The organism is Sphingobacterium sp. B29, from assembly GCF_001952815.1.
In the GTDB taxonomy this organism is placed as follows: Bacteria; Bacteroidota; Bacteroidia; order Sphingobacteriales; family Sphingobacteriaceae; genus Sphingobacterium; species Sphingobacterium siyangense.
In genome coordinates this window covers 636,298-656,550 of record NZ_CP019158.1, presented here as the reverse complement: position 1 = coordinate 656,550, position 20,253 = coordinate 636,298, and the positions used below count along the sequence as shown (strand labels likewise).

The following is a 20,253-nucleotide window of genomic DNA, read 5'->3' as shown; positions in this document are numbered from 1 at the left end:
TTTTTCTTACTTTCTCGTTTTCTTTGTCAATCGAATAGCATCTTCATGTCCATTGTCTGCCGCCCGTTCAAACCACTCCAGGGCAAGATCTTCATTTTCTTCTACCCCATCACCCATAAGATAACAGTTGGCCAGTTTATATTGTGCTTCAGCATGATCGGCTTCAGCGGCCTTCATAAGCCATTCTACACCGTCGCGAAGATCCATCGGTATGCCATCTCCTTCCAGCAGTTGCACAGCAACAAAGTAAGAGGCATACACATTCCCTTGCTGCGCTACTTCCATAAAATACCCATAGGCAGCTACTTTATCGATCTCGGTACCTATTCCAAAATAATAACAACGGGCTAATCGGTAGCTCGCCTCCTGATTTCGTCGCTCTGCAGCTTGTTTATAATATCCAAAAGCTTTCGCTGGCTGTGCTTCCACGCCGATACCAAACTCATAACACATGCCAATTCCCTCCGTCAGATAGCCAAGTTTTTCGGCACGCGTGTAGTAATCAAAGCCTTTGTCGTATTCTTCCCGCTGATCATAGTCGAAGAAAAAGTAGTCGCCAAGCAGCAAGAGTGCCTCAGCTACATTTTTTTGTGCGGCCTCTTCCAAAAGCTGAAGACCATGAGCTGCATCCTTTTGCACCAATCCGGTCAAATAGTATCGTCCCAATACATAAGTTGCATAAGGGAACCCCAGATCAGCAGCTTTCTTAATATTTTCCTGTGCTTTAAATGTATCTTGGTTCAATCCATAACCATATTCATAACAGAGACCCAGATCTGTCAAAGCCTGTACGTGATTTCGTTCAGCAGCCTGTTGGTATAAAGCAATCATCCGGTCCAGATTTATCTCCGTACCTATGCCCCCCCGATAGCAGCGCGCCAGTTCATATATACTATTTAGCTCCTGCATATCGGCTCCAATTTCAAACGCCGTAAAAGCTGCTTTCGGTTGGGGAGCTCCGGACTGGTGATAATCATTTTCCAAATAAATACCTTTTAAATAATACGCATATGGATAACCAAGCTCTGCCGCACGCGAGAAATAATCAAAGGCCAATTTATAATCCGGTTCGGACTTTAATTCAGCCGCTAAACCCATTTCCGTTAGCGCTGTAGCGTTATTATATCCTGCCGCTTCTTCAAAATAAGGCAATGCAGCCGCCAAATCTGGTTCCTCTCCATGGATACCATATTTTAGGTACCTACCAACCTGATATAAAGCTTGAGGCAATTTATCTGTTGCTGCATCCTGATAGTAAGCAAAGGCGGTTTTGTAATCCGGAGCAACTCCATCATAGCCAGATTCGACCATATTACCCATGCGCAACTTGGCGTAAGCAATGTTTTTTTCCGCCATTGCACTGAAACGCAGAAAGGCTGATTTTTCATCCCTTGGGAGGAACCTACCCTCGAGGAGAATTTCAGCGAGTTCAACCTGAGCTTCCACATACCCTTCTTTCTCGTCGAGCAGACGCAATAAAGATAGTCCCTTTTCGATGTCCTGCACAGCCTCCTGATAGAGATACAGACAGGCTAGACGATAACCCGCATAATTATTATTATAGTCGTATGCTTTCTGAAGATACCACAGCGGTTCTTCGAAATCCTGTTTTTCCTGATTGTTGTTGCCCAGTGTCTGAAGTTTGATAAGTGCAATTTGCACCGCGGCGTCCATCATTCCGTATTCAAACAGTTCTCGATATTCCGGTACAAGAAGCTCCTGTTCACCTATGGAAGCCGCCTCCGCACGTTTTATTTCATTCAGCACAAATCTGCAGTAACGAGATTCAGTCATCGCAATACCCTCTTCCAGGGTTTGCAGGCGTTTGCCCTTGTCCTCTTTACGCGCATAGTAAAATTGCAGTGCCTCATAATAATGGCGCAGTATTTTCCTTTCCGGAGATTGCTTGAGCAGCTGAATACGGTCAAAGACTTCTTCATATTTATCGGTCCAGACATCGATATGGGCAGCATATGCGATTCCCCAAAGATCTCCGCCCAAAGCGAGTGCATCCAGTTCGGCCTTGGCGTTATCGCGGTCGATATCGGCCAGCAAACCTAAATAATTGTAGTATAAATAAAGGGGTCTTGCCCATTCAACCCCAGCATCGATGCCTCTCTTCAAATAAAGAGAAGCCTTTTCTTTCTCTACCACATGTCGGCGACATAAAATATGCTGTAAGCCAAGCTCCACCCATGCATGAGAATTGAGCGCAGCATAGCGCGCTAATATTGTTCGTATTTTATCAATAAAAAAGGTATAATCCTCTTCGTTCAGATATACGTTTGCGGCAAAATCAGTTCCTTTTTCAAATAATGCATCATAAAGTTCAGCCGCACTGGACTGCTCCAAGTTGTGCTCAAAATAAATTAGGACATCAAGCCATATATCGGGCGTAATGCGCTTCGAAAGGTCAACTGTCAATTGATGTTCAGCCGATTGCAATGCGGCAACTTTAATAGAATATTCTTCACTTAACTTCATATATCATCGTATGTACTACTTGTAAAACATGCTTTTTATACTCTTTAGGCGCCAAAAAGCAACAAAAACTTTGCCACTGTATCGTAAAGTCAATTCTGTTTATTATAATGCAACTATATTGCTTTTAAAATCTTTTTGCTTATATTTGTTGCAACTTAATTGCAATACATATTAATTGTAATACATATTGATTGCACTAATTACGCTTTACGAATCGAATCCACATAGATGAATAGGTATATCATTTTTTCACTTATCGCAGCACAACAGCTATTTTTCCCATGTTATGGACAGGAGAAGAGTATCGAGCTTGAAGAAGTAAAAGTTGGAGGGCGACGTTATCACCGGGCAGCAGAAGGAGCATTATCGATCCAACTATTGACTGCCGACTCTATACAAAAATACCAGGCAGGTAGTTTAATGCAGACATTAAGCAGACTTCCCGGTGTCAGTGCCATAGGCATAGGAGCCAATCAGTCTAAACCGCAGATTAGAGGGCTCGGATTTAATCGTGTGGCCACGGTAGAAAATGGCATTAAACATGAAGGCCAGCAGTGGGGACTGGATCATGGATTGGAAATCGATCAATTCAGTGTGGGAAGTGCCGAGGTACTAAAGGGGTCCAGCTCATTTATGTATGGTTCAGATGCCATTGGCGGTGTCATTCGGCTATCACCGCCAGCGGAACTACAGGAGACAGGTTTTAAAGGGCAGTTTAACCTATTGACAAAGTCAAACAACGCTACTTTTGGCGGATCGCTACAAGCACAGGGCCAAAAAGGGAATTGGGTATTTGGAGGAGGATTCACGCATCTGGAATATGGCGATTACCGTGTCCCCACAGATACAGTCTATGTTTACAATTATGCGGTACGCCTGAAAGATCGGCATGTTCGCAACACTGCGGGACGAGAGACACATTTTCAACTACGCGGTGGATATCTATCGGATCGTTTTTCTTCGATTTTCTACCTGAGTAATTATCATACAAAGTTTGGCTTCTTTGCCAATGCGCACGGCTTGGAACCAAGGGGGGTAGATACAGCACTTTATGACAAATCCAGTCGTGACATTGGTTTCCCAAGCCAGACGGTCAATCACCTGAAACTTATTAACCGCAACTTTATCGATCTGGATAAGCATAAGCTTTGGATAGACCTGGGCTATCAGAAAAATTACCGGCAAGAATATAACAATTACACCGCGCATGGTTATATGCCACCTGTTTATCCAAAAGATATGACTATCCCCATCAATTTGGAAAGGTTATATGACAAACAGGTCTATAGTATCACTGTAAAAGACCAATTTGAGTTGGCCACACATCGACTTACCATTGGCGCAAATGGAGAGTATCAGGATAACCGTATTGATGGTTGGAGCTTCCTTATCCCCACTTTTCGCCAAAAGGCAATGGGCCTATTCGTCTATGATCAATACAAACTCGCGGACGAAACCATGCTATATGGGGCATTGCGTTACGATTACAGCCATATTCAGACATCACCTTATCAGGATTGGTTCGAATCACAGCTGGAAGATAATCAGTCGGGCAGAATAGTCCGGGCTTCGGCGCTAACTCGCCATTTCAATAGTCTGGTTTGGTCTATAGGAGCGGCACATCAATTCGGAGATCTGGAAACAAAAATCAATGTAGGAAAAAGTTTCAGGACCCCCATTGCACAGGAACTTGCCGCCAATGGAGTCAACTATCATTACTTCAGTTATGAAAAAGGCAACGGATCATTATCGCCCGAGCAGTCCTACCAGCTGGATTTATCCTTAACCTGGAGTCCAAAAAAAGTCTTTATCGCCTTTACGCCATTCTTTAATTACTTTTCCAATTATATCTATCTCAATCCCACGTCAAGCTACGATCAATATTATGGTGCCGGCAATCAAATCTTTGAATATATGGAAAGCCGTGTTCGCCGTTATGGAGCAGAATTGAAACTCAGCTACCAGCCTCTGAAACAATGGAAAGTAGAATTATTGGGTGAATATGTTCGATCGGAACAACTATCGGGTGCAAAGAAAGGATATACACTTCCTTTCTCTCCGGCACCTTCAGCTTTGATGGACATCAGCTGGACAGCAAAAAATAGCAAACATTTTAAAGAGACCTACCTTTCCGTCGATTGCAAATGGACAGCAGCGCAACATCATGTTGTTCCACCAGAAGAGTCCACAGCAGCTTATCAGGTCTTCAACTTTCGAGCAGGAACACAACTTCGGTTTTCGGGATCTGTCCTCCAATTACGCTTACAGGTTCAAAATCTCTTTGACAAGAACTATATGGATCATACCAGCTTTTATCGGCTGATCTCTTTGCCTGAACAGGGAAGGAATTTTATGCTATCCATTGGAGTTCCCTTTGGGAAACAGTCCCGATCATAAGATTATTAAAACGAAACCCTTTGCTCCCGATAAACAACCGTTGAGCAATATACGAGCATCGCAAACTTATGAATATCGCTTAACACATACACGAATGAATAAAATTTATATATGAAAACACTTCAAAAATACACACTTATTACAGTGTTACTTGCCATGACTGTTGCCTGTAAGAAAGATAAGGAAAGCATTGATACCGAAAAACCTACCATCGCCATCGATTCGGAAACGGCTTTCCCAAAACAATGTAGCACAATTAAACGAGGCACAAGTTTTACTTTCCACAGTAAGCTATCTGATAATGTAGCGCTCGGGAGCTATAGCATCGACGTACACCATAATTTTGACCATCATTCGCATAGTACAGAAATCGGCGAATGCACGGTTGAAGCGATCAAAACTCCCATCAAGCCCTTCACCTTGGTCAAGACAGTCAATATTCCGGGGCAACCACAGCAATATGATGCCGAATTAAAAATCGATGTGCCAGCAGATATCGATCCGGGTAATTATCACTTTATGATTCAGGTGACTGACCTGGCGGGATGGAGCAGCCAGAAGGGAATCAGCATCCGTATACTCGAGTAATACCATACATATTTATCAACTCAATTTAATTAAATCCATTTTACATGAAAACTAGAAACATTCGCTTCTTCTTCCTGTTAAGTACAATTCTTTTAGGCTTCCTATCGTCCTGTAAGAAAGATAACGAAGAAATTCCAGCACTTGCAAAGCCCCAGATAGGCACACTTGAAATCGGCAGTGGCAATAACAAAACTGTCCAAGCGGGATCAGATCTACATCTTGAAGGCGATATTGTTGCCGAAGCACTGATTGCTAAAATCGAAATTGAGGTTCATCAAGAAGGTGGCGGTCAGTATAAGTTTACAAAAGCCTATACGGATGGAAAATACATTGGCGTGAAAAATGCAACATTTCATGAACACATCGATGTCCCTACTGATGCTCCAGCTGGGGCATATCATTTTCATTTTACGGTAACCGACAAAGCCGGAAATGCGACTACAGCTGAATCACCGTTGACTATACAAGGTTCAGATGCCAAAGTTGCTTATAAGCTTGTATTTACGGAAGTAGCCGGCGAAGCACATGGAGACCATTTCCATGATCTTGCCGAGAAAGAAAAGGTAGAACCAATTGCTATCAGCTTTGATGAGAAGGGGACAGCATTGGCTGGAGGACATGCTCACCTCAATCCTGCAGGCATCTATAAAATTGAATTAAAACAATTTGATGCTTCTTCAAAAGAAATTCAGGGCCAATACATCAGCAATAAAGCAACTGCAGATTACTACAAAGCATTCCTTACGGGTGGTTCTTTTGTTTTAAATCCGAATAGCAGTACAGGAAATGGTGCAATCTTTCAAACGAAAGAAACGACCTATGGTGATGGCTCTGCAGTCAACGGAGCAACGGAGACGACAGGGATTATCACTTATTTTACGGCAGGAAAAGATAATGAAGGCGAGAAAAATGTATTCTTTATACTTCGTAAGTTTAACGATGCCAGCACAAAGGCAAAAGTTACCCGTACTGAATGGAACTTATCGGATTATGCCACTAAGTTTGCTGGTCAGGACCTCATAAAGCTATCTTTTGAACTCCACGCAGAAGAAGGAGAAGATTAGCTAGCGCAATAAACTCAGTTTACTTGCCCAAAAGAACCTTCATGATTTCGCCGCTATGAGTGCGTGTAAAATCATGAAGGTTTTATTTATACAGAAATATCTGCTTAGTCCCTTACTTTCGTAAGAACATTTCCCTGTGGATCGAGTACCAACTTCCACTCCTCTTTTCGACTTTTCACTTCAAACGCATAGCTCACTTTCTGCTCGGCGGTAATCTTTTTTGCGTCTTCAATGCGATATCCCGGAAAATCTCTTTTCACCCGGTCCAGCACACTCTTCGGTAGTTCTCTTTTGTTTATTTCAGTTTTATACCGCAAAAGTTTTCCGTTATGCTGAAACCAAGCTTCCTGGTCAATACCAAATAAGCCCGTTTCAAACTCCGCTTCATAAACATTCCCCTTCAATTCCCAATCTACTTTTTTGGCTTTTGGAAATTTCTGTTGGAAACTATTCACCACGACAGCGGGAACTTGACTTTGTGGTATATCCTGAGCAATAGCTCCTGTTGTTGTCAGTGCAAGTACGAAAGCACTCCAGATTAATTTACAATTCATGATTCTATTTTTAAGTGTACTACAAAGTAAAAAAGCGAATCTGTAAAGATTTGGGAACACTTACCTTCTCCTGCTATATTTTCTAAGGAAACATATTGAGCTGAAAGCTATGCTGATTGTTTTCATAATGGTAGACGATTGCAAAACCATAGAGGTGACAGATGGCCTGCACAATGGCCAGACCCAAGCCAGTACCTTTGGATGCTGCATCTGATTTATAAAAACGGGAGAATACCAGGTTAGCATCCAACGCTGCATGTGTACTCGTATTGGACACGGTAAGCCTTTTGTTCGTTATATGGATATTCACCTCGCCACCTAATCTATTGTGGAACAAAGCATTTCGTAGGAGATTTGATACCACTATATTTGCCAAAGCACCATCCATTTGTACAGTCAGCTGATCTTCTTGTACAACATTGATTTTTACCTGTTTAAATTCAGTAATAGCCTCAAACTCCGCCACAATATTTAGTACAAGCGTATTGAACGAAAGATCCTCATTGTGCAAAAATTGTTTATTCTCAATTTTACTCAACAGCAACAAGGATTTATTGAGGCGCACAAGCCGCTCGGCAGTTGCTAATACTGCTGCGACAGTCTCTGACTGTTCCTGGTTCATCCCCTCTGTTTCCGCCATGATTTCCAATTTGTTGATCATAATGGCCAACGGTGTCTGTAATTCATGCGAAGCATTGCCAATAAACTGTTTTTGCTGTTCATAGCTTTCCTCGTTATGGCGAATTAAGGTAGCCACAGCAAGCTGTAGATCTTTAAATTCCTGGATCTGCGTATCCATAGTAGGCTTCTCCTTGGTTTTGCCTAAACGAAACCGTGTCAACTGATCCAAGAACGTATATAATGGTCCCCATAAACGTTCTATTACGACTTTATTGATGGATACGATACTGATGACCAACAAAACAAATAAAATAACAACAGAATAAAAGAGATTCTTAATTAGATCGCTTTCTTCGATCATAGAATTGATGATCGAAAGTTCATAATAATGTCCGTGATGTTCAAATGCTGTCGTCAACATTCGGACTGGTTCCAGCTCCGGTTCGGGATCATCATCGTCCTGCATATACAACATGGTGTCCTTATAAACGTTTTGCATTTTAAGAGCTTGTTCTTCGGAGATCTGGCGTACCTTATAGTTATTTATCCCAAACTCTAAATCTGGGGCTACGGTAGGATTGCTGGAAAGTTCCTGGATAATGAGCCGTTTTTGGTTTTCGAGTTCTTCGTCGATATTATCGTGGATCACCTCCAGCATAAATAGATAGAACACTGTTGACCAGAGGGCGATGACCACCAACACGGAGATAGAAAGATACTTTAGTGTTTGGTTGGCTAATCTCATTTTTCGACAAGTTTATAACCGATTCCATATACCGCTTCAAAATCCACATCAGCATGACTAGCCAAGAATTTTTTGCGCAAGTTTTTTATCTGTGAATAGATGAAATCAAGATTATCCGCCTGGTCCGTATTATCACCCCATACATGTTCTGCCAGCGCACTTTTGCTGACCAGTCTATTTTTGTTCAATAAGAAGTAGTTGAGCATATCGAACTCTTTCCGATTTAACGGCACAGGCTCCTGTGCAATAAATAAGCAGCGTTCATTGAGATCCAGCACGATGTTTCCCATTTCCAATGTATTCTTACCTTCCCGTTGTTTCCTTCGTAACACGGCTTTAATCCGTGCATTCAGCTCAGCAATATGAAAGGGTTTTGTCAAATAGTCATCGGCCCCAAGTTCGAGTCCCTTTAGCTTATCGTCCAAAGAATCCTTTGCGGAGATAATGATCACATTATCGGACTTACCCTCATTTTTGAGCTGATCGAGGATCTGCAAACCATTACCTCCAGGCAGCATGATGTCAAGCAGGATACAATCGTAATCATAAACAGCGACTTTCTCAAGGGCTGATTCGTAATCAGCGGCAGTTTCTACCGTATATTCTTCCTTAAGTAAAGATGTCTTCACAATTTCCCTTAAATCCGCTTCGTCTTCAATAACCAATATTTTCATCTTCTTAATTCTATTTAGAGGAAAACCCGTGTAAACAATAGTAATCTGTCCATGCTAAATGACAAATTTACATACACAATTGTTTATGACAAAAGTACCTTGAATTTGGGAAAGATTTAGGAATACACTGCTAGCCTCCTATTTTAAGCTGACATCCAGGTAAACCGAATGACGTCCGTAGGTATCATAAAATGGTTTATAAAGCACATCATCAATGTAAAATTCCAATGTTTCTGGATTTCCTTTAATCGACTTAGCAATATCCTTTGCATCCAAAGTTACTTTACGCCAGTCTTTTCTTGCTGCAGGTTCCTGGGCTGCCAATAAGATTGGTCCATAAAACAGACTTGCAATATTGGGCTGATCCATAACCGGGTCCAGATGAAACTGAAACGGCATTTTAAGGTTGATCACATCCCCATCTTTCCAGGTGCGGTTTAAGGCCAGGTAAGTCCCGGGCTCAGCTTTAATTTTTTGATCGACTCCATTTATTGCAACAAAAAATCCCTTTGTTGCCCAGCTTGGCACCCGCACATGAAGTTCAAATTTGCCATTCCCCCGTATGGTCAGCGCTGTTTGATCCGCTTTAGGAAAACTGGTTTGTTGCTCGACGCTGATTCCGCGTTCCGTCCAGTGTAAGGTAGAAGGAATATACAGATTGACATACAGCGCCTGGTCATCCTTACTTTTAAAATAGATTGTATTCTGCAATTTAGTACTGCTCTCAATAGCCGTACCATTACAGCAGGTAAAGCCTTTCATATCGGCATTTCCAAACTGCTTAATAGATCCCGCGCGTAAAGGCACATGATACGTGTTTGCTGGACTATTTTCAGCAACAGAAGCTAAGATATGATTGTATAATCCACGTTCATAATAATCCATCAACTCTGCGCGCTGATCGAACATAAACAAGTCACTTGTCAATTTCAGCATGTTATAGGTTGCACAGGTTTCGTTCTGCCCGCCTGCAGAAAATCCATTTTCATATAATGTTGCCGGCTGGCTAATAAAACATTCGGCATTGGCCGGATTTCTGGCCCCAGCCACACCACCGATACTATACATATAATCGTTGGTGGCCTTATACCAAAAGTTGTCCGCAATTTTATAATATTGGGGCTCATTGGACACCCGGTATAGCTCCATGCTACCCACAATTTGAGGAATATGCTGATTGGCATGTAAGCCCCTAAAAGTATCTACATTTTTGGCCAGTCCATGCGTATGCGCGGCATTACCATAGAACATATCAATATTGTCAAATAAGCGGGCGGTTTTTAAGTAATTCTCTTCACCCGTTATACGATATAACCTCGCCATCACTTCATTCATTCCACCAAATTCACCTGCGATATACGTATTCCACATTTTGATTAATGTCTCTGTTGGGACTTTATTTAAACGTGTATACACCCAATTGCCCATTCCCTGTGCGATCTCCAATGCTTTTTTATTTCCACTTACCTCATAAACATCCATCAGGCCGGCCAGGATTTTATGCAGGGTATAATAAGGTGCCCAAACCTGGTTCTTCTGCCCGCCATATTTTGCGCCATGTTCAAGCATAATAAACTGATCCGGGGGATAGGCACTGATAAAGCCAAGTCCCCAGTTCCAATAATCTGTACGGATTCCTTCGTCACTCAGGTCAGAATCATAAGCTGATTTACCGGGACCATATGGCACCGCAGCAGGATCCGCAATAGAAGCCTGACCCGCTTGTCTCGGCGTACCCGACAACTTTGACAAGGAATAAAGCACGTTGACCATGGTATCCATCTTCCCCAAAAATTTTGACTGGAGTGCCTTATCATACCCTGTACTCGCATAAGCTTGTGCAATTGCCGTCAGGTAATGTCCTGTAGCATGACCGCGCAGCTTGATATCCTGACTGTCCCATACCTCCAAAGGTTGCGCACCGATCGGTTGTTTTTGCCCAAACGTGTGTCGAAACATATAGAGGAATGAATTAGGATCCGATTTTGCCAATGTATCAATGAATTTATTGCGATTTTCAATAAACTTCGTTTGATGCTGCTTTACATCCGTATTAAGGGAAACCTGATCCAAGTGAAATGCGTCCAATTTTAAGCTAGGCATATTTGACTTTACCTTCCCTTTAACTGTAATGATGGCTTTGGGTTTCAGATCAGTCCCGGGAATACGTCCCGTGACGGTGTAAGCTGTTTGCTGCGCGACGGCACTATTGTCGGTTGGTGCAGGCCACAACACACGCACTTTTGGTCCCACCATACCGTCTTTATATGTACCGACGATATAACTCGGCAATCGTGGCAGCTCGCCTACCGCTGTTTCTACGGTGACATCTGCAACCCCTGTTAAGAAGGCATTATAAAGCTCAGCTTTATTCATTGGAAATCGCGGTAGGTCATCCTCAGCCTTACCTTTAGAAGCAACATCTTCACGCACACCTTTCAGCGCATTTCTGTACACCATGCCGATCTGGTTTTGATTCAGTGGCACCCGATAAATGCGAAAATCATGCAACAGTGCATTTAAACTTACATTTCCACCCAACAGGGATTTTCCAATGTATAGTGTCCTCTTACTACCTGTCTGTCCAAAAACCTCGGTCAACTCCTGTGGGATATCTTTAACTTCTCCAGCGGGCATACCATCTAAATATGTTTGCATAGCCCCTGTAGCAATATCAACTACAATGGCCAAGTGCACCCATTTGTTTAAAGGCACTGCCGAAGAGACCGCATTTTTTACTTCGGCCTTCTTTTGGGCGATTATCCCCATATAGCCATTTTGTAGCGCTGTACCTGTTGGTGTCCCTGCAAAATGCCTGGTGATATCTTGTCCAAAATCGAATAAATACTGGCCAGACTGCGCTGCACGTAAGTACATCCAGCCTGTTATACTAATCGACTCGAGATCTGCGAGTACTTGCGCTGGAAGTACGACAAAATCGTCCTTTCCTCCAGCGAGAGAAAGCACCTTTGTAAATTGCTTATCTGACACAAATGACGCTTTTGTCCCCTGGAATTTACCATGTAGTCCATTGCGCGACCAATCCTTAAAATCACCATCAAAGACGTAACGGGCCACCATGCCTGTCTCTCCAATACCATCCAGGATCTGATCCCCACCCTGTGCCACAGCTACAGCTGTCATTTTGATAAAAATTGTGAGAATTGCTGCAAAATATATCGTATATCTTTTCATATCGCTATCTTTTATTCGCTAATGATTTATTGTTTAAAGATCACCCTCTAGCCAGGTGAAAGCTATTACCGTATCCTTTTCCTTGATTGTCTTCAACAGATGACGAACAAGAAGAAAAGCAATGCCTATTAATAAGCTTCCAAAGTCGAAGAATATTTTCTGTATTGCTGTCTATTTGACATTTATAAAATTAATTACTCTACATCATTATACATAGGTTTATTTTAGCCGATATTCTCCAGATTTTAACTAAGGTGTATCGAGTATACTGTCGTCCATAGCCCCACAACTCCTACCGTCTGCCAGGAGAGGTAAAAATGCCAATATGCTACGAAGATAGAAACATGCGCAAACTCAGCTCGCCATGATCGATTACTCCTCGGTATTTTGTATTTTAGATTCGATATGATCTACTATGGATAAACGAAATTCAAAAATTTGGGCACCAGTGATCAGTCTGGATGGTTTCCGTAAGGAACAGACTGCAGGGCGCGACGAACTCCTATTTAATGAACTGCATGGCGAGCGGCTCATCGACAAACCGCATAAACATGACTTCTTTATCATAAATCTGTTCGATAAAGCATCAGGCGTCCATACGATCGATTCGATTGACCATATCATCAAAGACCATCAGGTTCATGTGCTCTTTCCGGGGCAAATGCACAAATGGCATGTCTATGCGGGTACTATAGGCTATCAACTCATGATTGAACGCTCTTTTTTTGAGCACTTCGCCCCTTTCTTTCGCTTTTCATTCACCAATTACCAAAACCATCCCGTCATTGATCTTACCGCAGATGCTTTTGCGCAATTGCATTATGAATTTGAATCTGTGAAGCAGGAGTTAAAAAGAGAAAATTCACTTATTCCATTGATAACTGCCCGAGCGGGAGTCATCGCAGCAATTGTAAGTCGAGAGGCGGAGTCTACCTTCACTGAATTCAAAGTCTATCAGTCTGTTCCACGACTTGCAAAGTTCAATATGCTCATTGATGAATTTTTTAGGGAGCAAAAGCTCGTCGCTTTTTATGCCGAAAAGCTTCATATTTCGCCCAATTACCTGAATATACTGTGCAAAAAACATCTGAAAATATCCGCTACACAACTTATTCACCAACGGATCAGCATTGAAGCCAAACGTCTTTTGCAAAGCACCGAGCGGTCCATCAAAGAAATTGCCTTTGAATTGGGTTTTGCAGATCAAGCTTATTTTTCGAATTTTTTTAAACAGCAAACGGGGGCAAGTCCAAGTGACTTTAGAGAAAATATTCATGTGGGGGAAACTCCAAGTCCTTTGAAAACAACTTGAAAAAAGATAAATCACACAAAGAATGGCAGAAATCTCCCAGCAATAATAGGATGCCAGCTATGTAACTTTGTAAAAGACTGGTAGGCTTTTTATTCCGGTCACAAAATAACATAATAGGAAATCAAATGAAATCAACGGCCCTTACACGCAAGGAATTTATCAGAAACTCCGCTCTGGCTCTTGCGGGTGCAACATTTATCCCGGGAATGCTATTTGCAGAAAATCAACATAATGCGGTTCATCAAGGACTTTTGAGCGGCTACCAAGGTAAAAAAAGTTATACGCTGAAAAACGTGTTGTTGGAAACCGGATTTGAGTACGATGTTGATGGTAATGTAACCGCAACAAAGACCGGTCTTTTTTCCATTCAGATCGCAAACGGGAAAATCAAAAATATCAGTGCTAACAGCAACAGTGCTGATGCGATCGATGCAAAAGGACTTTTGATGCTGCCTTCTTTTAAAGATATGCATATCCATTTGGATAAGACCTATTATGGCGACAAATGGCAGGCAGTAAGACGTGGCCCCGGAGGTGTAAAGGGTATGATTGCTCTTGAACAGAAAATTTTGCCCGAACTGCTCAAAAACTCTACCCATAAAGCAGAAAAACTAATTGAACTGTTACAATCCAAGGGAACGGCCTTTGCACGTAGTCATGTCAATATTGAACCGACATCCAAACTAGATTCTTTACATCATCTGCAACTGGCACTTGAAAACAAGAAAAATGGATTTGGAGCTGAATTGGTTGCTTTTCCACAACACGGTGTCTTCTATACCGATTCGGTACCTTATCTCAAGGAAGCGGCTAAAACCAATATTGATTTTATCGGTGGGGTCGATCCTTTTTCCATCGATGGCGCTATTGAAAAAACAATGGATTTTACGGTTCAACTGGCATTGGATAACAACAAAGGAATTGACATTCACTTACACGAGTCTGGAGAATCCGGTTTGAAAACTGTAGAATACTTAATTAATAAGGTAAACGAAAACCCTGTACTTAAAGGCAAGACCTACCTCAGTCATTGTTTTGTGCTTGGTCGGCTGGAAAAAGCCAAACAACAAGAAATGGCCGAGAAACTGGGTGCCGCACAAATCGGTATCGTTTCTACGATCCCATTTGGAGGGTTGATTATGCCTATTCCGACGCTCATGGAAAATAATGTTAAAGTCATGACGGGGAATGACAGTATTGTAGATCATTGGAATACTTTCGGAACAGGCAGCGTGCTACAAAAAGCCAATCTTGCAGCTCAGGTATACGGCCAGGCTACTGAATATGCATTATCCCGTATGCTGAAACTTGCTACCGCAGGCCCTACTCCATTGGATGACAAAGGCAATATGCAATGGCCAAAAGTCGGAGACAGTGCAGATATTGCATTCCTTGACGCAAGTTGCTCAGCGGAAGCTATTTCAAGAATATCGCCCGTAAAATCACTTATCTATCAAGGAAATCTTGTTTTCTAGCCGTAAGACAAGCCAATAAACGACGCAGTATTTCAGCTTGGTTATCAAAAACAATCCAGCTAAGCAGAAAACATCTCCTATGAAAACCAGAAAGGTTCGGGGTAATCATTACCTTCGGACCTTTTGTTTATGATTTAAAATGCTTCATGATCCGCGGTTCAATCCGATCGCTCAGCAGATAAGCCAGGGCAAGCATAAGAATTATAACACCTGAAAGGAGCAGGTATTTATTCAGATACAGATACAGGTGATTAAAAATAATAAAGCCGATGTGTTGATGGATTAAATACAGCGGATAGGTCAACATGCCGATTTTAACAAATCTGGACGAATTGATCGCCTGGAGCTTTTTACAGGAAACCAGTAACATGAGCAGGTAAAACGCAACGATGGTCGCACCAATAATATAAGGTGAAAAGTCACTGTGGAAGGTTCGTTCCAGCCAATGAATACGTCCCACAGCACCATCGATGGAAATGTACAAACACCAAGGTAAGGCCACAAAATGCTGAACTTTTGCTCCATGCAAAAAGATCTGACAAAATATAATTCCAGCAATAAAGTATGCACTCCAATCGAGTAAAAAGAACTCATGGATTGCGTCATAAATTTCAGAAGGCCCAACAAAAAAGCGTAGGCTGGACAATAGCAGCCAAAAATAAACCAGATAATCTAAACCTATTTTTTTAAATTGATTTAGAATTAGGAATAAAGCGATGATCAGGTAAAATTTCAACTCCACATAGAGTGACCAATAAGCGCCATCGACATCCCCCTGTCCCCATAGTTTTTGAACCATAGTCAGATTGGCCAATAGTTGTGTAAATGTGACATGATAACGCGGTGCGCCCCAAAAATAAGAAACGATAAAAGTCAACAGCAAACAAATCCAATACATCGGATACAAGCGCTTGAAGCGGGAATAACAGAACTTCCGCAGCGAAAGATGTTTGATGGAAAAAGCAATTACAAAACCACTAATGATAAAAAATAAGTCTACGCCCAGGTAGCCGTATTTAAAATATTCTCCGACGCCATCGAAACCCAATAGCGACATATTTCCGGCTGCATACCCCCGATATAAATAATGATATAATACAACCGCGGATGCTGCGATAAAGCGAAACAGATCGATTTGATAGATTCTTTTAGACTCAGACATTTGGCTGCAAATATACGCTGTTTCCGGAAAATTTTAAGGAGCAATATACTCGCCATATAATAGATGCCATAAAACAGCTATTATTAAAAGACACCGACAAAAAGCGGCCGCTATCAATCAACTTTATAACATCATTATGTGACTTGTTTGCATTGCATTTAGCGCAGTTGCTGAGTAACTTTACTAGAGTTTAATACCGTAAAATCGAGGAAATTATGAAAAAGACCTTATTAATAGCCCTTTTTATCGCCGTCGCTGTATGTTTCGGCCAGCTGGTGAAAGCACAAAATCCATCAGCGACCTCTCAACCAGTCACCGTCAATATCAACTTGACAGATGCCATTTCGATCACCTTGGGAGCCGCTCCAACTGTCAATTTTAACTATACAACAGCAGCGGATTATGCTGGAGCTAAGACTGTAGAGAAGGCAGCACACTTCACCGTAGTCAGCAACAAACCCTATGATTTGACTGTTGCTGCAACAGCGGCGTTTGCACCGGCAGGCGGACCAGCATTGAATGTTGTCACTGTTACTGTTCCAGCAGCTACAGCCAATGGGGGAACTCCGGTTAACAACGTACCACTTAGCACAACAGCAGCACCTTTGGTCAATAATTCGACCGCCACTACAGGAGCAACTTACACCGTAGATTATACGATTTCGAACCCGGCATCTTTGCTGAATCTAGCCGCATCGGCCTATAGTACAACAGTCACTTATACAGCGACACAACGCTAACTAGAAAGATAATTTTATCCGTGAGATATTATTTAACACTATTAGTCCTTTATATCTGTAATACCCTGATCTATGGACAGGGTATTTCAATTTCTCCATCCCGCATTTTTTTTACTGGCGAGCCGGGACAGACGGTTTCTCAGGTGATTACTTTTAGCAACACCTCGAACGCTGAGCTCAATTTTGTCGCCAACCTGAAAGATTGGGACCGCGATTCTATTGGGGTAAAAAAATATTATTCTCCGGGTCAAAAACGGCAATCAAATGCCGCTTGGCTTACGCTAGCAGAAAATACTGTACGCCTGGCTCCGGGAGAGACCAAATCGGTGAATCTTTCCATGACGATCCCCAAAAACCCAGCTCCGCAACAGCTAAGCAACACTATGCTTTTTTTTACACAAGTGAAAGAACAAAAAGCCGCACTCCAAAATGGCCTTAATATGAACGTGCTTATTGAAGTCGGTATTCAGGTTTACCATACCCCTTCCGGATTAAATCCTGGAGATCTGGAATTCCTTGCTTTTGAGGACAGACATATTATTCCAAGTCAGACGGGTCAGTCTGTGCGCCGCATGGATGTACAGGTTAAAAACACCGGACAGATTAACAAGGATGCTTATGTACGTTTTGAGCTAACAAACACAGAGACAGGTGAAGAAATCCCTATTAAAGCCGTCGCTATCGCGATGCTCCCTAAATCGGAACAATGGGTACAAATCGACCTTCCAGAGAAACTTGCTGCCGGTCGCTATCTTGCCGTTGCAATATTAGATGCAGGCAGCCAATATGATTTGAAAATTGCAGAGAAAGAAATTACATATTAAGCGGAATTTTGCGCTATACTTCCTAGGCCTATTTAGCTTCTATGGGCATCGTACTTATGCACAGACGACGACTTCCATCAACTTACCTCAAGCGAACATACAGGCTAGAACCGACTATAATACGGCTATTAACGTGGGCACCTATACAAGTGTAATCACCTTACTTCCTTCTTTTTACGTAAAATCCACTGCAGCGACTTTTACCAGCACGACAAGTGGCAGTTTTCCGGCCAGTTTAGTGCACATGAAACTTTCAAGTATTGGCAGCCTTGTTTTACTTGGTTTGAGCACAAATAATGAAGTCGCCCTATCAACTGGTGGCGGTGTACTCTATGCGGCTGTAGCTAGTGTCGCTTCGGGCGCGGTAACCGCCAATGCACGCATTGCTACGGCAAGCCAGACTTGGACTGCAGGGGTATTTACAAATGATGTCAGCTTTTACACGCAAGGAGTATTGGCGGGGTCTATCTCTCCAGCAAGCTACACCCTATCCATTATCATCCCTGGGTTTATCAGCCCACCAAGCAGCATAGGCACAACGAGCATAGCTGTAAATGATCTTAGTTTTTACCGTTCTGCCAATGGGATCAGCGCCAATCAGATTATACCAGTATCAAGCACCGTACCTTACGTCCCAAGCATCCGATCAAGCAGCGCTCAGTTTAGTTTTAGTACTGGCCTTCCCTACAATACATTGCCTGTTTCACCTGTCTCCACAGTGAGCGCCACACTAAGCGGAGTCGGCACAGCAACCTCGGCCATTTTGTCGACCAGTGATCAAACATTGACAAGCGCTGCCGGAATAGCTGTCCCTGCCAATAACAGCAGTTCGATCACACATACGTACGCCATTAGCACCGCACTCCTAAAAAGCAACTTTATACAAGCCGGAACCTATACTGCTCCCCTCACCTACACCTGGAACAAATTGTCTTCAGCCTACCCTACAACTCCGGTGCAGGCGCAGGCTAGTGGAAGTTTGAATGTTGTGGTCAGCGACCTGGGAGAAATCATCGCAAATCAGCAGTCCGTTAATCTTCCTTTTACGACCACCAGTAATTATGTTAACGGAGTTAGTACGAATATGCCCACCCATATAAAACTGAGTAAAACCACGCCTTACAACTTGTATGTACGGGCCACATCTTCTAGTTTTACCTCCGGCGTCAACAGTATTCCATTAAGTGTTTTGCGTATCGGCCCAATGGCCGGTCAGACCGGAGTGAATACAGTTACCCTGTCTACAACGGCCCAGCAACTCATCCAAAATGCCGATCCTGTCATCGATCGAACACTCGATATGCAGTACAGCATCCCCGCTTCGCAGACCAGCAATCTTCTGGGTAAACCAGCCGGCACCTATACCGCAGATATCATCTATAGCTTTGTCGCACCCTAAAATCTTTTAATGCCAACTTTGCGCCTTTGATCTTGATATCTCAGGGCCGGTAGATCAGTGATTCCTTCGGCTTTCACCTCAACCTCACAATTTGAATTTTCAATAACAAAAGGCATTCCTTCCGTCTCAACCGTCAACTTATAAAAACCAATAGGCAGATAGAAAACATATTCTCCCTCTTCGTTGGTTAATGTATTATATCTCTTGCCCTGTCTATCATTCGCGGTAATTCGGATACCACTCAAATCAGGCTTTGATTCCAGATATTTACTGGCGATTAGCTGCAGTTTACCCTTTGCGGACTTTGTTTTGATCAGCGGAATATCCATGGACTGGTTCTTGGTCAATACAACCGTCGAAGGTCCCTGAGAAACCCAACCTTGATGGTTTTCTGTTTGAATGGAAAAAGAGCCAGCTTCCATGTCAACAAACTTGACCCGCCCCTTTCCATCTGTTATGGCAGCTTCTTTTCCGATTCGAATCAACACAGATTCTACAAATGCCTCATCATCATCCCGGATTCCGTTGTTATTTTTATCGTCAAAACAGGTCAGCTGTAAGCTATAGCCTTTATAACTGCCAGTACGCCCAAAATTCTTTTCTATCCCCACTCTAATTTGCCTATTGTTAAACGAATAGCGATCCAGGGGTTGCGGTTGCGGTGGATTTATTGGACCTGTTATAAACAGTAATTTCCCTTTGATAAACGTATAAAAAATATCTGCAGTGAGACTCCAGTTGTCCTTCATTCGCCAGCGCGCATTTCCATTGATGGACAAATTATTGCTACTGGAAAAACCATAATAACTGTACATGGTCGCAAGCTGTACCTGTAAATTATGGCCGAATGCCTCAAAGTGTGTATTAGGTCCTAGCGAATACATGCTATAGTTAGAATTGGTATAGGTAGCCAAAAGATCACTCAAATAATAAGGATTGATCTGAACAAATGCATTAAAGCCAACGAGTGCATTGTCATAGTTACCCGATACACGTAATGAATGAAAAGGTGCAATGGG

15 protein-coding genes are annotated in these 20,253 nt (G+C 42.5%); 8 read left to right on the top strand and 7 right to left on the bottom strand.

Annotated features, from left to right (window positions below; translation table 11 throughout):
* Window positions 1–6: 6 nt before the first annotated feature.
* The gene (locus BV902_RS02860; protein ID WP_075990702.1) at window positions 7–2,484 is read right to left on the bottom strand and encodes a tetratricopeptide repeat protein; all 2,478 of its coding nucleotides are present in this window, start codon (window positions 2,482–2,484) and stop codon (window positions 7–9) included.
* Between the two features lie 228 nt (window positions 2,485–2,712).
* Here BV902_RS02860 and BV902_RS02855 point away from each other — a divergent pair, with 228 nt between their 5' ends.
* The 3 genes from BV902_RS02855 (at window position 2,713) to BV902_RS02845 (ending at window position 6,533) form a co-directional block, all read left to right on the top strand.
* Window positions 2,713–4,881: a TonB-dependent receptor gene (locus BV902_RS02855; RefSeq protein ID WP_075990701.1), complete on the top strand. Its 2,169-nt coding sequence runs from the start codon at window positions 2,713–2,715 to the stop codon at window positions 4,879–4,881.
* 111 nt (window positions 4,882–4,992) lie between these two features.
* Window positions 4,993–5,469 (top strand): DUF4625 domain-containing protein, encoded by a 477-nt coding sequence (locus BV902_RS02850; RefSeq protein ID WP_075990700.1) that lies wholly within the window; start codon window positions 4,993–4,995, stop codon window positions 5,467–5,469.
* A 44-nt stretch (window positions 5,470–5,513) separates the two neighbouring features.
* Complete coding sequence (locus tag BV902_RS02845) at window positions 5,514–6,533, top strand: DUF4625 domain-containing protein (RefSeq protein ID WP_075990699.1); 1,020 nt, start codon at window positions 5,514–5,516, stop codon at window positions 6,531–6,533.
* Between the two features lie 104 nt (window positions 6,534–6,637).
* Here BV902_RS02845 and BV902_RS02840 read toward each other — a convergent pair whose 3' ends face one another.
* From BV902_RS02840 to BV902_RS02825, 4 genes are all read right to left on the bottom strand, one after another.
* A complete protein-coding gene (locus tag BV902_RS02840) occupies window positions 6,638–7,087 on the bottom strand; it encodes a PepSY-like domain-containing protein (protein WP_075990698.1) in 450 nt (149 codons plus the stop codon).
* 82 nt (window positions 7,088–7,169) lie between these two features.
* Window positions 7,170–8,453, bottom strand: coding sequence for a sensor histidine kinase (locus BV902_RS02835; protein ID WP_075990697.1), 1,284 nt, complete (start codon window positions 8,451–8,453; stop codon window positions 7,170–7,172).
* Window positions 8,450–9,127 carry a response regulator transcription factor gene (locus BV902_RS02830; protein ID WP_075990696.1) on the bottom strand — a complete coding sequence of 226 codons (678 nt, stop codon included), beginning with the start codon at window positions 9,125–9,127 and terminating at the stop codon, window positions 8,450–8,452. The genes BV902_RS02835 and BV902_RS02830 overlap by 4 nt, the downstream gene beginning before the upstream one ends.
* 138 nt (window positions 9,128–9,265) lie before the next feature.
* On the bottom strand, window positions 9,266–12,322 hold the full coding sequence (locus BV902_RS02825; RefSeq protein WP_075990695.1) for a beta-L-arabinofuranosidase domain-containing protein: 3,057 nt from the start codon (window positions 12,320–12,322) through the stop codon (window positions 9,266–9,268).
* Window positions 12,323–12,737: 415 nt separating this feature from the next.
* Here BV902_RS02825 and BV902_RS02820 point away from each other — a divergent pair, with 415 nt between their 5' ends.
* Both BV902_RS02820 and BV902_RS02815 read left to right on the top strand, forming a co-directional pair.
* Window positions 12,738–13,634 (top strand): helix-turn-helix domain-containing protein, encoded by an 897-nt coding sequence (locus tag BV902_RS02820; RefSeq protein WP_075990694.1) that lies wholly within the window; start codon window positions 12,738–12,740, stop codon window positions 13,632–13,634.
* A 125-nt stretch (window positions 13,635–13,759) separates the two neighbouring features.
* Window positions 13,760–15,109 carry an amidohydrolase gene (locus tag BV902_RS02815; protein ID WP_075990693.1) on the top strand — a complete coding sequence of 450 codons (1,350 nt, stop codon included), beginning with the start codon at window positions 13,760–13,762 and terminating at the stop codon, window positions 15,107–15,109.
* A 127-nt stretch (window positions 15,110–15,236) separates the two neighbouring features.
* Here the strand turns inward: BV902_RS02815 and BV902_RS02810 are convergent, their stop codons facing one another.
* Window positions 15,237–16,271: an acyltransferase family protein gene (locus BV902_RS02810; protein ID WP_075990692.1), complete on the bottom strand. Its 1,035-nt coding sequence runs from the start codon at window positions 16,269–16,271 to the stop codon at window positions 15,237–15,239.
* 215 nt (window positions 16,272–16,486) lie between these two features.
* Between BV902_RS02810 and BV902_RS02805 the strand changes: the two genes are divergently transcribed.
* The 3 genes from BV902_RS02805 to BV902_RS02795 are packed head-to-tail and all read left to right on the top strand — an operon-like array spanning window position 16,487 to window position 19,234.
* Entirely contained in the window at window positions 16,487–17,011 is a 525-nt protein-coding gene (locus BV902_RS02805) for a hypothetical protein (RefSeq protein ID WP_075990691.1), read from the top strand.
* A gap of 20 nt (window positions 17,012–17,031) precedes the next feature.
* Window positions 17,032–17,835: a hypothetical protein gene (locus tag BV902_RS02800; protein ID WP_083663451.1), complete on the top strand. Its 804-nt coding sequence runs from the start codon at window positions 17,032–17,034 to the stop codon at window positions 17,833–17,835.
* A complete protein-coding gene (locus BV902_RS02795) occupies window positions 17,810–19,234 on the top strand; it encodes a hypothetical protein (RefSeq protein WP_075990690.1) in 1,425 nt (474 codons plus the stop codon). Before BV902_RS02800 ends, BV902_RS02795 begins: the two co-directional genes overlap by 26 nt.
* Here the strand turns inward: BV902_RS02795 and BV902_RS02790 are convergent.
* Window positions 19,231–20,160 carry an MSCRAMM family protein gene (locus tag BV902_RS02790; protein WP_157625864.1) on the bottom strand — a complete coding sequence of 310 codons (930 nt, stop codon included), beginning with the start codon at window positions 20,158–20,160 and terminating at the stop codon, window positions 19,231–19,233. The genes BV902_RS02795 and BV902_RS02790 overlap by 4 nt on opposite strands.
* Window positions 20,161–20,253 lie beyond the last annotated feature (93 nt).